Source organism: Candidatus Cryptobacteroides sp. (assembly GCF_056207615.1).
This window is the reverse complement of sequence record NZ_JBAEER010000070.1, coordinates 1-13,095: the sequence shown is the minus strand read 5'-3', so window position 1 is coordinate 13,095 and position 13,095 is coordinate 1. Positions and strand designations below refer to the sequence as shown.

General features: G+C 55.0%; 10 protein-coding genes. 3 read left to right on the top strand and 7 right to left on the bottom strand.

Features of this window, described 5'->3' with window-relative positions:
- From AC06ND_RS04205 to AC06ND_RS04185, 5 genes are all read right to left on the bottom strand, one after another.
- Window positions 1-1,521: a RagB/SusD family nutrient uptake outer membrane protein gene (locus AC06ND_RS04205; protein WP_475677741.1), complete on the bottom strand. Its 1,521-nt coding sequence runs from the start codon at window positions 1,519-1,521 to the stop codon at window positions 1-3.
- Window positions 1,522-1,525: 4 nt separating this feature from the next.
- Window positions 1,526-4,468, bottom strand: coding sequence for a SusC/RagA family TonB-linked outer membrane protein (locus tag AC06ND_RS04200; RefSeq protein WP_475677740.1), 2,943 nt, complete (start codon window positions 4,466-4,468; stop codon window positions 1,526-1,528).
- A complete protein-coding gene (locus tag AC06ND_RS04195) occupies window positions 4,468-6,783 on the bottom strand; it encodes a PL29 family lyase N-terminal domain-containing protein (RefSeq protein WP_475677739.1) in 2,316 nt (771 codons plus the stop codon). Before AC06ND_RS04195 ends, AC06ND_RS04200 begins: the two co-directional genes overlap by 1 nt.
- Window positions 6,784-6,936: 153 nt before the next feature.
- Window positions 6,937-7,953 carry a hypothetical protein gene (locus tag AC06ND_RS04190; protein ID WP_475677738.1) on the bottom strand — a complete coding sequence of 339 codons (1,017 nt, stop codon included), beginning with the start codon at window positions 7,951-7,953 and terminating at the stop codon, window positions 6,937-6,939.
- Window positions 7,954-7,983: 30 nt separating this feature from the next.
- Complete coding sequence (locus AC06ND_RS04185) at window positions 7,984-8,514, bottom strand: hypothetical protein (protein ID WP_475677737.1); 531 nt, start codon at window positions 8,512-8,514, stop codon at window positions 7,984-7,986.
- A 114-nt stretch (window positions 8,515-8,628) separates the two neighbouring features.
- On the opposite strand from AC06ND_RS04185, the gene AC06ND_RS04180 reads away from it, so the two are divergent.
- Together AC06ND_RS04180 and AC06ND_RS04175 are read left to right on the top strand one after the other, a co-directional pair.
- On the top strand, window positions 8,629-9,060 hold the full coding sequence (locus AC06ND_RS04180) for a hypothetical protein (protein WP_475677736.1): 432 nt from the start codon (window positions 8,629-8,631) through the stop codon (window positions 9,058-9,060).
- Between the two features lie 19 nt (window positions 9,061-9,079).
- Window positions 9,080-10,159: a poly(ethylene terephthalate) hydrolase family protein gene (locus AC06ND_RS04175; protein WP_475677735.1), complete on the top strand. Its 1,080-nt coding sequence runs from the start codon at window positions 9,080-9,082 to the stop codon at window positions 10,157-10,159.
- A gap of 75 nt (window positions 10,160-10,234) precedes the next feature.
- Here the strand turns inward: AC06ND_RS04175 and AC06ND_RS04170 are convergent, their stop codons facing one another.
- Window positions 10,235-10,768: a TonB-dependent receptor plug domain-containing protein gene (locus AC06ND_RS04170; protein ID WP_475677734.1), complete on the bottom strand. Its 534-nt coding sequence runs from the start codon at window positions 10,766-10,768 to the stop codon at window positions 10,235-10,237.
- Between the two features lie 93 nt (window positions 10,769-10,861).
- On the opposite strand from AC06ND_RS04170, the gene AC06ND_RS04165 reads away from it, so the two are divergent.
- On the top strand, window positions 10,862-12,223 hold the full coding sequence (locus tag AC06ND_RS04165; RefSeq protein WP_475677733.1) for an MATE family efflux transporter: 1,362 nt from the start codon (window positions 10,862-10,864) through the stop codon (window positions 12,221-12,223).
- On the opposite strand, the gene AC06ND_RS04160 is transcribed toward AC06ND_RS04165, so the two are convergent.
- On the bottom strand, window positions 12,220-13,095 hold an 876-nt coding region (locus AC06ND_RS04160; RefSeq protein ID WP_475677732.1), incomplete at its 5' end, for a TonB-dependent receptor domain-containing protein. The genes AC06ND_RS04165 and AC06ND_RS04160 overlap by 4 nt on opposite strands.

Sequence of the window (13,095 nt, the reverse complement as noted above, 5' to 3'; positions counted from 1 at the left end):
TTACTTGTTGCTTTCGTTAGGTTGGATCTGAGACCCCGGAGACTCGAGCTCATGCTTAGGGATAGGCCATACGAAGAGAGCCGCGTCGGCCTCTACCTTGAGCGAGCTGCCCTCGGAGAGGGACTCGGACTGCGGCGTACGCTCGAAGCCTCTGTGCCAGCGCTTGAGGTCCTGGAGACGGAAGCCTTCCATGTAGAGTTCCCTCATTCGCTCGTCGCTGATGGTGTCGAGCCAGTTCTCGGAGTTGACGTTGATCGATCCGCCTGCAGAGAACCTTGCCTTGCGCAGGGTGCTAAGGTCGGCCGAGCCCTTCGAATACTCACCCTTCTGGCAGTACGCCTCGGCCCTGATGAGGAACTGCTCCGCGAGACGGAACGGTTTCGGCATGTTGAGCTCGTAGAGGTTGCTGCTCTCTATGAAGTTCCTGTTTCCGAAGTACTTCACGAGCACCGGCCATGTCAGGTTGTGGCTGTGGCCAGTGGTGACGTTTGCGAAGTATGAGTCATACCTGAGGTCTGTAGCTTCGTACGCAGCGAGCACCGATCCGGCTGGGACGAAGTCAGGATAGTAGTGCGCATAGTCGGTGGTGAGGTGGAGGAAAGGAGAACCGAGCGTACCTCCGAACGAGGTGTTGGTGAAACCTATCTTCCATATCACCTCGAAGCCTGAGTCATGGGTCCAGAGGTATGAGAAGTATGACTCGTTGGCGGCGGTGTAGATGGTCTTGGCGCTCGAGAGTTCGTACTTGTCCTTCTTGTCCAGGACGAGGGTCGAGTACTTGATGGCTGCGTCCCAGTCCTGCATGTAGAGCGCTACCCTTGCGTGGAGGGCCTGCGCGGTCGAGAGGGTGAAGTAGACGCTGTTGTATCCGAGGTCATCCTCCTCGAGGAGAAGTTCCTCTGCCTTCTCGAGGTCGGCGAGCACGAATTCGTACGATTCCTTGAGCGAAGCCCTGACGGTCGGCTCGCTGCCGTCGTAGCGGCTTACGAGCACCACACCGAGCTCGTTTTCGGCAGTTGCAGGGTCATAGGCCTTGCAGAAGCATTTGATGAGCTCCGAGTATGCGAGAGCCCTGGATACCCTCACCTCTCCCTCGAAGTCCACCAGGACGGCGAGCTGGTTGTCGTCCTTGATGCTCTTGCGGAGGGCAGGAAGCTTGTCCAGGAAGAAGTTGCAGTCTCCGATGACGCCGTAGAGCGCCGCGTAGACGGCCTCGACGTATCTGTTGGTAGGAAGGATGTCCCACTGCCAGATGTCGACGTAGGTGTTCGTGTTACCGTTGATGGCGTACACGAGGTCGGACTGGATGTCCGGGAGAAGAGTCAGCAGGCCGCTGTACAGGGCCGAACTCTTCCAGTCTGCGTAGATGCCCACGAGCACCTGCTCCGCCTCTGCGTATGTCTGCATGGCGTTCTCGGTGCGGATTGCATCTCCCGGCTCCTTCTCGAGGCATGAGACAGCCAGAAGAGAAGCGGCGGCCAGAATGGCGATGTGCCTGAGTGTTTCCTTGATGTTTCTCATGTCCTTAGAAAGTTATGTCGATTCCGAATGTATACTGGCGGGCCATAGGGTACTGGGCCGCATAGACGTTTGCAGTGCCCTCCGGATCAAGGCCGGAGAAGCGGGTAAGGGTCAGGAGGTTCTGGCCCTGGAGGTAGAAGCGCACTCCGCGGAGCACCTTCTGCCTGTCCAGAAGTGACGATGGGAGCGAGTATGCGACCATCAGGTTCTTCAGACGGAGGAAAGACGCGTCCTCGAGAAGATGGCTGTCGAACTCGCCGTAGACACCGTGACGAGGGATGTCGGTCACGTCGCCCGGCTTCTTCCACCTGTCGAGCAGCCTGCGGCTCTGGTTGTAGACCTGGAAACGGCCGTTGGACTCGTCGAAGTAGCGGTCGTTGTTGATCATCCATCTGTCAGCCACCCAGCTGAACTGGGCACTTGCGCTGAGGCCCTTCCATGAGAGGTTAGTGCCGAAGCCGCCCTGCCATGGAGCGAAGTAGCTCTTGCCCACAAGCACCTTGTCCGACTCCCTGAGTTCGTTGGTGAGCTCGCCGTCGGCTGTGTACCAGAGCGCGTCACCGTTCGCAGGGTTGACGCCGGCGAAGCGGTTGATGAAGAACTCGCCCACGGGATGGCCGACCACGAGCTTGGTGTTGGTGTTCGCGGTCTCGTATTCGGTCACTCCGTTGTAGAGCTCGGTGATGCGGTTGTGGTTGTATGATACGTTGGCGTTCACGGTCCACATGAAATCACCCTTGCGGACTGCCACAGCGTCGAGATTGAACTCGACACCGGCATTGACCATACCTCCGACATTGTCCCACTTGTATCCGAAGCCGTTGGAGGTGGTGTATGAGAGAGGCACCTCCATCAGCATGTTGTAGGTCTTCTTGTAGTAGAACTCGAGGTCGGCGTTGAGCCTTGACCAGAATCCTGCGCGGAATGCGAGGTTGGTGGTCCAGGTGGTCTCCCAGGTGAGCTTCTCGTTGCCCAGCTGTGAAGGGACCATACCCGACTGTCCTACGTAGTCGCTTCCTCCGACCACGAGCGCGAGATGCTCGTAGTTCGGGATTGACGAGTTTCCGGATGTTCCGGTGTTGAGTGCCACCTGCGCGGTGGTGAGCCATGAGCGTGCTCCTGACATGAAGTCCTCGTTGCGCATGTCCCACATGCCGCCGACGGCCCAGAATGCTGCCCAGCGGTTGTTCTTTCCGAACCTTGACGAACCGTCGGTGCGGACTGAAGCCTCGCCGTAGTACTTATTCGCGTAGTTGTACTCAGCACGTCCGAAGAACGAGAGGAATGAGTAGTCAGAATCGGCAGTGCTGCCCCATCCGGTCACGCGTGAAGCGGTCGAGATGTCGGTGAGCTTGTCGTTGGTCTGGCCTGCTGTGGCGACATTGAATGCCTCGTAGTGGTGGTTCACGCCCTCCTGACCGAGCAGGAAGTGGAAGTCATGGACGTGGTCGATGTCGAATGCGTAGTTCAGCGTATTGGTGACCGAAAGGGTCATGGCGTCGCTGGTAGAGCGGGACGCCTTTCCCTCCTCGAGGTTAGGTGCATAGCTCGGCATGGACTTGCTCAGCGCGGTGACGTGCGAGTAGTCGACTGCTCCCTGGCTCCTGAAGGTGAGGCCCGGGATGATGGTGAACTCGGCATATGCCGATGTGAAGACCTTGTACTTCTTGTAGTTCAGAGGGTTGTTCTCGAGCCACTCGAGCGGGTTCTGGCCTATTCCCTTCCATGTGCCGTCGTTCACGCTCGCGAGCGATCCGTCAGCATTGTACGGGCTGTAGTAAGGGAGCATGAAGCGTGATGCCGAGATCGGGGTCACGAGGGTGTATGCACCTTCGTCGGCCTGTTCGATGTCCTGGTAGTTGAGGTTGACGTTCACGCCTGCGGTGAGCCATTTCGCTGCCTTGCGCTCGAGGTTGGTCTTGAAAGAGTAGCGTTTGAAGCCTGAGCCTAATGCGATACCGTCCTGGTCGTAGTAGCCGCCGGAGATGTAGTAGTTGGTCTTCTCGTCGGCGCCTGAGATGCTGAGCTCATAGCTCTGGAGCAGTGCCTTGTTCGAATAGACCATGTCCATCCAGTTCACGTCGGTCTGCGAAAGCACGTCGTAGTTCTTTCCGCTGGTCAGGCCGATCTCCTTCTCGTACTGGATACGCTCCGCTGTGTTCATCTGGTCCCAGTTTCCGTACGCCAGGCGCGAGATTCCGAGCTGGGTGTGGAAATCAATCTGCGGACGGTCGGACTGGCGGCCGCGCTTGGTTGTGATCACGATGACGCCGTTGGCCGCGCGGGCTCCGTAGATCGAGGTGCTGGACGCATCCTTGAGCACTGAGATGTTCTCGATGTCGGCAGGGTTGACCGTGTTGAAATCGGCTGCCGAGATGGCGACGCCGTCGAGGATGTAGAGAGGTGCGGTGCCCGAGTTGATCGAGTTCGTTCCGCGAATGGTCATGGTCGCCGATGAGCTTGGCTCACCGGAATTGGACATTACGGAGAGACCTGCGACCTGGCCCTGGAGAGCCTGATCGAAGGCCGCGGTCGGAGTATTTGCGAGCTTCTCGGACTTCACCGATGCGACCGAACCGGTCACAGAGCCCTTCTTCCTGACGCCGTATGCGATCACGACCGACTCCTCGACCATGAGACCGTCAACCTCGAGGACTATGTCCCAGGTCCAATGCGACACGCCCTGAGGGACCACGGCTTCCTGCCCCACGAATCCCAATGCGCTCACGGACAGGGTCGCGCCCGGAGCCGCTTCGATGGTATAGGCACCATCGATGTCGGTAACCGCTCCTCGTCCAGGACCGGACATCACTGCCGCGCCCACAAGCGGAGAACCGTCCGTCGCGTCAGTCACGACTCCCTTCACGGTCACCGTGTTCTGCGCCCAGGCCGATGCTCCGAACAGGAGTACGGATACCGAAAGCAATAATTTCTGTAAGAACTTCACTATTCTACTGGCTGATAAACATGTTTTGCGAGAGTGGTGAACTTGCCGTCCTTGTCCACTCCGACTGCGAAGAAGCTGTAGTCAACCTCTTCCGGATAGATATAGAGCTCGACATCCTCACCTGGGTCGACCTCGTTGTACTCCCACCTTGAGCCTGCTGTGAGGGACTGGTAGACCTGGTCCTCGCTGCTCTCGTAGTCGTACCTGAAATTATCTGCGCTGAGGTTCATGTAGCGGACGGAGGCAATCTCCTCCGAGCACTCGATGGCTACGGTGACCTTCGCGCTGTACTGGCTCATCCTCTCGATGCTGTGGCCCTTGATGGTGATGCTTCCCTCTGAAGGAAGCACCTGGGCTGCCGCGGTGGTGATCCTCACGTCATTGTATGCGCCGCCGCTGGTGAACGCAACTCCGATCGCGATGCACTCCTCGCCCGGCTTGAGACCGGTGCAGCGGGTGTCGATGTTCTTGATTGCGCCGCTTGCCTTGAGCACGGATCTGTCCCAGACGATTCCGTACCTGAGAGCATAGTCGTACTCGCTCATCTTCGCAGCCTCGAACTCGCTCTTCTTCACGAGAGTGTAGTAGAACTTCGAGACTGTGGAAGTGATGTCGAAATATGCGCTCGCGGTGGTGGTGGTGGCTTCGCCTTCCCTCACGGTCACGAGCTCGGTGCTGGTCTTCTGCGGAGTCTCGAGTATGACAGGCTTGATGATCACGTCATTCACGGTGTACTCGCCGAATACCCTCTCCTCATCGGTCGGGATGAAAGCGAGTGCGTACTTCGCGCCTGGGACGATGGACCTTGCGTTCTTCTTGCCCTCGCCGTCGTCCATTGCCGCGAACATGTTGAGAGCACCGGAGTATGTGGTCATGAGCACTCCGTACATGCCGTCGCCGATACCGTTGAGCGGAGCCGATGCGTCGATGAGGAACTCCCTGCGGAGGCTCATGAGCTCGGAATCATCGTAGTAGCGCATGATGCCGCCGTAGAACGAGCTCGCTCCCCTGAACGATGCCTTCACGGTCGCTTTGTCCACGCCCACGTTGGTGAGGCTGAAGTCCTCTTCGATGTAGGTGAAATACTGCACATAGACGTCGGATGGGTCAGGGTTGGTGCCTATCCACTTCGAGTATGCGCCCGGGTAGCAGTATGCGGCGTATCTTTCGCCCACCACTGGGTTGAGCATGCTCTTGATGTCGATCTCGTATGCGTTGCCCTCGGTGACAGGGTTCCAGGAGAGGTAGATGTCCTCGTTGCCTGGAGCATAGTCCTTCGCAGGCTCGATGATCTTCGCAGCGTCGAACTCGTCAGCCTTCACGAAGCCTGCGAGGAAGCCCGGAGAGTTGAAGTCGGTGTCGAGCTGGACGAGGGTCATCTTTCCGGTAGGTGCGAGCACCATGTCGAAGAGAGGAGCCTCGAGGGTCACCTGGATCTTGCCGATGAAGGTCTGGTCGCCGGAGGTGGCGAGGAGCACGACCTTGCCCTCGCTGTCCTGAGAGTATGAGGCAGGGGCCTTGATGGTGAGCATACATCCGTCCACGCTTGCCTTCCATCCGTCAGGCTTCTCGGTCACGGTCACGCCGATGATGTTCGAGAGTGCGATGTGGACAGCCTTGGACTCGGAAAGCTCGAAGTGGAGCTTGTTGGCCTCGATGCGGAGGTCGGCCGCAAGGCGCATAGGGATCACGAAGCTGGTTCCGTCCTGGAGTTCGATGGTCACTACTCCGTCCTCTACCTTCACGCTCTTGAAGATGGAGTTGCCGCTGCCAGGGTTCTGAGGTTCTGGATACGCGGCGACGATCTTGTTGCCATTTTCGTCGAGAAGGAATTCTCCGTTCACTGTCCAGTAGAGAGTGCCGCCGATTTCCTTGACTCCGATAACAGGTGCGACAGCGTCCTTGCCGCTTACCGTAATCTTGTTGCCGTCAGGGCTGAGGAGGAAATCTCCGTTCACTGTCCAATAGAGGACGCCGTCGACTTCCTTGACTCCGATCTGTGGAGCCTGTGAGGAGCCTGCCGCTGTCTTGATGGTGGTGGTCTTGCCGTCAGAGAAGGTTACTGTGAATCCTCCCTCTGTCTGGTCTACAGACACGACAGAGGCCTTGCCGTTGATTGCGCTCACGATGGCCTGCAGGGACGCGATGCTTGCGTTGACGTCCTTGAGACTGTTCTCCAGGGTCTGTACCCTTGACTGGAGATCCTTGATCTGCTGCTCGAGATATGATGGATCGAACTGGCCTGAGCATGATGCTACAGACATTCCTGCGATCGTCAATGCAGCTGTGGCTAGGTATATAAAAATGCGTTTCATAATTCGTAACTGTCCTCCTTTTGCGTGCGTTGCTTGCTGCTTAATGCGTGCGTTGCTTGCGCGTGCTTAGGCACATTGTGCGTGCGCGTAAGGCGCGCCGTGCGCAAAAAGGGCGGCAAATGTACGAATTATATTTGATATTTGCTAATCCCCCTAATCCTCAGCGAGTTTGACTTCTTGATGGAGGGTGGACTGATCTTTGCCGTTGTCGTCAAACATGGTGACGGAACGGTCGAAGATCCAGCGTACTGGCCATCCGGATGGTAAGTGGATTATTGTGACAGTGTACTGCTCAAACTCGCCACCGACGTGGTCTTCAACAACATGTTCATCGAAAAGCTCTTCAACGTCCACGTCCGGGTCAGTGATTGCGGCTCTGAGTATTGACAGAGACGCGTCGCGAAGCATTGGCATTATCTTTTCGCCGTCGATTTTGGTGTAGGTACGCATGACCAGATAGGTGGAATCGCTGTACTCGGTGTCAACCCAGAAATGGGTTTCTCCGTTGGCCTGTCCCTCGCCGAATATGTTTGTGTAAGGTTCCTCGACGACATATTCCTCGTCCATTTTGTAGCGTCCGCCGTGGAAGAACAGCAGTGGTGAGATGTCCGCGATGCAGCTTTGGCTGATTGCCTCAGGGGTGCAGAATGAGTCTGTAACATACTTAATCACCTGCTCCTTTGTTGTCCCCAGATTCTTCCATGTTTTCTTGTCGTACCCGGCATATACCTTGTCCATGGTCAATGAAATAATGGCTCTCATTGTCTCGAGTGACTGCTCAAGGTCGCCAAGTCCCTGCAAGGTTCCGAATTCGTTGGTTATTACGTTGTATTTTACCGAACTGCATAACTCCGAATAGTCTTCGATGGAGAGGTTGAGATTCAGAGAGAGGTTTGATGAGTAGACATCCTTGTAACTCACCTGCAGCGTGTATGAATTGTCGTCTTCCGCGATTACAGTCAGGGTTCGCTTCTCGGACGAACTGTCCGTGATGGTTTTCTCTCCTTTGCGGTTTGTCTTTTCTGCCTTTGAGATACAATCGTAAGTGATACTATCACCCTCTGACCAATAGGCACATACCTGTGCTGTGTTGTCTGGCATGATCTGACAATAGGCAGTGGCTGAGAATATTGCTGCAGCCATCAATGAGAGTGTTCTATAGATGTTCATGTGTTTGATATTTGCCGATTAGTCGTGAATCTAGCGGTTTCTGATTTCCTTGATGAACTTTCGGCCGAAGTCGACCGTACCGACGGTGAAAAGGATGATTCCCAGGACAGCGAGAACCAGGTCCGAAGTGCTCATTTCGCCGATATGGCTGATAGCGCCATAGCAGAAGAAGATCGTGAACGCCAGGCAGGTAAAGGCAGTCAGACAATCTATCACCATTCGCATTTCCTTCGACATCTTCATCGACTCGACCTCCATCTCCTGACCCTTAGGCCAGATGTGCTCACATATTCTGAGTGTCAGGATGTTGAGACATGACGTAAGGGCGGCTCCGACGGCGAATGTCAGCAGCCACCATCCGAGAGCTGAATCTTCACCGTCAAAGAAAAGGGCAAGCAGCCAATTGCCTATGCTGACCAATACTAATGCACCGGCAATCCGTTCAATACCGTCAAGCAGTTCGTAGCTTTTACCCTTGTGGTACTGAGTGTAGTACTCCGCGATTGTGAGGATTGCGTAGATGAGTATGGCGAGGGCGATTAGAATCAGATACTTGGACATATTCTTTAGTTTAGTGCATTACAAAGAACAAAGATAGCATTTCGCTCCTGTATATCAAGGGGCTTATTGGAAATTATTCTTAACTTTGGCGAGATAAACCACAGGGAACTAGAAATGAAAAAGATATTGAAATTCATTGCTGCGGCGATAGTGATCGTGAGTGCGATCTCGTGCAAAAAGAATGAGCCGGTAGACCCTATCATCGGCAACTTCCATTTCACTGGAGTAGAGACAACCGCATGGGGCGATGAGGCTCCGAAGAAGACCGAAATCGAAGGACAGTTGCGCTTCTTCAATGCGAACGACGGGAACATCCGCACCAGCGGAATATTCGCGACCGTATGTCACCATGATGGAGATGACGTGACCTTCGACAGATTCGTCCTTCCCGGTGCGAGGTTCGAGACCACAGTGTATCCGACCAAGTTCTTGGACGGCAAGATGACCATCCTCCTCCAGGAAGAGGGTGACGTCGAGATCAGCGAAGGCAGCAGCGTCCACTACAGGCGCCAGCTGACCGGTACCGCGACAAAGTCGAATCTCTAGAACACTAAATAACAATAACATGAACTCAAAGAAGATCATCGCATCTGTTGCTGCTGTTGCGGCTTCATGTGCAATCTGCGCTGCTCAGACAGTGAAGACCCAGGTCATCGAGAACGGTGGTACCGGCCCATACAAGTCGATCGCCGTCGGTGACGAGACCCTCCCTACCCACGTTATCTATCGTCCTAACGACCTCAAGGCAGCCGTCGAGAAAAACGGCGGTAAGCTTCCTGTTGTCGTATATGCGAACGGTGCATGCGTGAACAACAGCCTCGAGATGAGCCGCCTCCTCAGCGAGGTCGCTTCTTACGGCTATGTCCTCATCGCCATCGGACCTTACGAGGAGTATACAGACGAGGCTTTCTACAACCAGTGGAGAGGTGTCGTTAAGGGCGCATATCCTTCTACCAAGGAAGTCCTCGTGATGGGTAACGGCGAGAGGGTATTTGCATATACCGACGAGGAGAAGGCCGCACAGACTGAGGCTCGCGCTGCCGAGAGGGCTGCTCGCGAGGCTGCCATGAAGAAGGCTTCAAAGAAGAAGAACGCCACTCCTCCGCCAATGCCATTCCGCACCTATCCTAAGCAGATGCTCGAGGCCCTCAGCTGGATCACCGATCAGGCTGCTGACAAGAACAGCGAGTACTACCACATGGTAGACCTCGACAAGGTGGCTGCTATGGGCCAGTCTTGCGGTGGTGCACAGACCCTCGCAGTGGCACACGATCCTCGTATCAAGACCTGCGTCATGCTCAACACCGGTATCGGTGAGAACACTATGCAGGGAGTCGACAAGAACTGTCTCGAGAGCCTCCACACTCCTATGTTCTATATGATCGGCGGACCAGTCGACATCGCATACAAGAACGCACAGGGTGACTATGACAACATCAAGGATCTCCCTATCGTCATGGCCAACTCTCTCGACGGTCACTCAGGAACCTACTACGAGAAGAACGGCGGTCCTTACGCTGTGGCTGCTCGCAAGTGGCTTGACTGGCAGCTCAAGGGCAAGGTCGGCGAGTCTGCAATGTTCCTCGACGACGAGTATGAGTCTAAGTTCTATCCAAACTGGACTTTCGTAAGAAAGAACTGGTAATTTCCTCCATCATACAAATAGAAAAGGCTGTCCGATGACCCGGACAGCCTTTTCTATTTTAGCCGTCGCTGCTGCTTACTTCGACCGTTTCTCGGCCTTCGCAGCCTTCCTTGCGGCCTGTTCCGCAGCTGCAGCCTCGCGCGCCGTCTTGGTCTTGAATACTATCACGCCATTGGCTCCGCGAGATCCGTAGATTGCCGTCGAGGCATCCTTGATGACGTCCACGGAGTAGATATCGTATGGGTTGAGGCCAGAGATGTCGCTCACTACGGCTCCGTCCACCACGAAGAGAGGCTGGGAACTTGAGTTGAACGACCCCTCACCGCGTATCGTGACGGAAGGTGTGCCTCCGGGGCCGGAATTACCTATCTGTACACCGGCCACCCTGCCCCTGAGATAGTCGAACACGGAGTTGTAGGAACTGATTTCCTCCTCCTTTACCTTGACACGGCTGACGCTACCTGCATCCTTTGCCATATCTACATTCTGATATCCTATGCCTGCGACGCGGTTCCTGTCGAACTCACTCTCCCCTTCCGCAAGTTTGGAAGTGCTGCCGCAGGATACGAGCGCCAACGCCGTGGCCGTGAGTGCTATAAGCCTTCTCATTTGGTGTAGATGTTTTCAATTTTGAGAATGCAAAGATACGCATAATTAGTCACACCGCTTGTTTTTGGCAAGAGTTTTCATACCTTCGCGACGATGGAGACGAGAACGCAGGAAGAGAGGTTCACCAAGATGACCACAGAGCCGGTAGAGAAGCTGGTGTGCGGCCTGGCAGTGCCGTCGATCGGCAGCATGATGGTTTCGGCGATCTACAACACCGTGGACACCTTCTTCGTCGGCAAGACCGGCACACAGAGCGTCGCCGCCCTCGGCATAGTATTCTCCTTCATGGTCATCACCCAGGCAGTCGCTTTCATGTTCGGACATGGCTCCGGAAACTACATCAGCCGTGCGCTCGGACGTCGGGATACTTCCACCGCCTCCACCATGGCCGCCACGGGATTCTTCTCCGCGATTGTCGTCAGCGCGTCCGTCGCCACGCTTGCAATATGCTTCATGGAACCGGTGCTGAGGCTATTCGGTGCCACTCCGACCATCATGCCGGTAGCGAAGGACTACTTCTTCTGGATCGCCGTAGGAGCCCCTTTCATCACCGGAACTTTCGTTATCAACAACCAGATGCGTCTGCAGGGCAATGCGCGTCTTGCTCTTAGGGGAATCATGTCCGGAGCTCTTCTGAACATGGTCCTCGACCCGATACTTATCTTCGGATTCGGAATGGGTGTGGCTGGAGCCGGCCTGGCAACCGCACTCTCGCAGTTGACCAGCTTCACAGTGCTGCTCTCACTCTCGGGAAAGAACGGCGGAATCGCGATCAGACCGCGGAATTTCCGTCTCCAGGGATGGTACTATAAGGAAATATTCGCCGGAGGTCTGCCGTCCCTCTTCCGACAGGGAACGATGGGGCTTGTGAGCATCTGCCTCAACAATGTCGCCGGCCTGTACGGAGACGCTGTCATCGCCGCGTTCTCCATCACCCAGAGGCTCACCATGCTCTCGAATTCCATCCTCATAGGTTTCGGACAAGGATTCCAGCCTGTGTGCGGGTTCAATTACGGTGCAGGGCTGTTTTCTAGGGTCCGCAAAGCGTTCTGGTTCTGCGTCAAGACCGGCAGCATCTACTGCTTCGCCGTTGCCATTGCTGCATTTGCGTTCGCCCCGGGGCTCATCTCCATCTTCCGCGCCGACGACCCGGATGTCATCTCCTTCGGCACGCTTGTGCTGCGCTGCAATTCGATCACATACGGATTCCTCGGTCTGATCATCATGTCTAACATGTTCCTGCAGAACATTCGATACACCCGCAGCGCGATAGTGGTAGCGATTGCTCGCGAGGGCATATTCTTCCTGCCGACTCTCTTCCTGATGCAGACGTTCTGGGGTAAGGCCGGCCTTCCTGCAGTACAGCCCATATCGGATGTGCTCGCCTTCATCCTGTCACTGGTTCTGAGCATGAAGGCGCTTCGCGACATGAAAATGAAGGAAAATGTCCTTTAGAAAACTATTCGATAGCTGAAGTTCGGAAGTATAGGTAGCAGTGCAAGCATCTTCCATGACTCCGTATTTGTGTCAAAATAAAGCATGAACGGATTGAAATGGTTGGTGACGTTGCAGATTCCGACGTTGAGGTCGTGGCGTACACTCTTTTTTATGAAGCTATGCTGATACCCCAGATCCAGACGGATGACATCTGGCATGTGGAAACGATTCACGCCAACATGATATTCTGCAGTCCACTCGGAGCCGGGGATGTGCATGTTGTATTTCTGCGGAGCTCCGTTCTCCCAATGACCGCTCTGGTACACAAATGACAGACTGATTCCTTTCCACTGTGCCGTAAGGTTGAGAACATGCCTTCTGTCGAACTTTGCGTGAAAAGGATTGCCGTCATTTACTTCCTCGAAATTGAATCGGTTGGACCATGAAAGGGTGTATGAAGCCCTTGCATATATATCGCCATGTTCATACTCATACAAGAACTCTCCGCCATAGGAATCACCTTCACCTGTTTCCACATAGCCCTCCCAAGCAGAAAGCGCCCCATTGAAGAGCGTTTCCGCGTGCTTGTAAAATACCAGGTTATCCATCTTTTTGTAGAAACCTCCGATTGATGCGCTGTGGTCTCCTAAACTGAGGACAGTTCCTAAATTACCCTGAATGGCTGTTTCCGGATCGATGGTCTTGCCTGAAGGAACTATCATATCAAGAGACCAACCGATTGGCAGTCCCTCGAGGCTGTGGTAGTATTGTCTTATGCGGTCGAAAGTCGCCTCAATAGCGAGGTTCTTTGTCGCTTGGAAATGAACAGACAAGTTGATGTCAGGATCGATCCTGCTGAAAGCCTTCGGTTTTGGCTGGTTCGTAGGAAC

Coding starts and splice junctions, on each gene's coding strand:
- AC06ND_RS04205 (WP_475677741.1), bottom strand. CDS start 1,521: ATGAGAAACATCAAGGAAACACTCAGGCACATCGCCATTCTGGCCGCC.
- AC06ND_RS04195 (WP_475677739.1), bottom strand. CDS start 6,783: ATGAAACGCATTTTTATATACCTAGCCACAGCTGCATTGACGATCGCA.
- AC06ND_RS04190 (WP_475677738.1), bottom strand. CDS start 7,953: ATGAACATCTATAGAACACTCTCATTGATGGCTGCAGCAATATTCTCA.
- AC06ND_RS04185 (WP_475677737.1), bottom strand. CDS start 8,514: ATGTCCAAGTATCTGATTCTAATCGCCCTCGCCATACTCATCTACGCA.
- AC06ND_RS04180 (WP_475677736.1), top strand. CDS start 8,629: ATGAAAAAGATATTGAAATTCATTGCTGCGGCGATAGTGATCGTGAGT.
- AC06ND_RS04175 (WP_475677735.1), top strand. CDS start 9,080: ATGAACTCAAAGAAGATCATCGCATCTGTTGCTGCTGTTGCGGCTTCA.
- AC06ND_RS04170 (WP_475677734.1), bottom strand. CDS start 10,768: ATGAGAAGGCTTATAGCACTCACGGCCACGGCGTTGGCGCTCGTATCC.
- AC06ND_RS04165 (WP_475677733.1), top strand. CDS start 10,862: ATGGAGACGAGAACGCAGGAAGAGAGGTTCACCAAGATGACCACAGAG.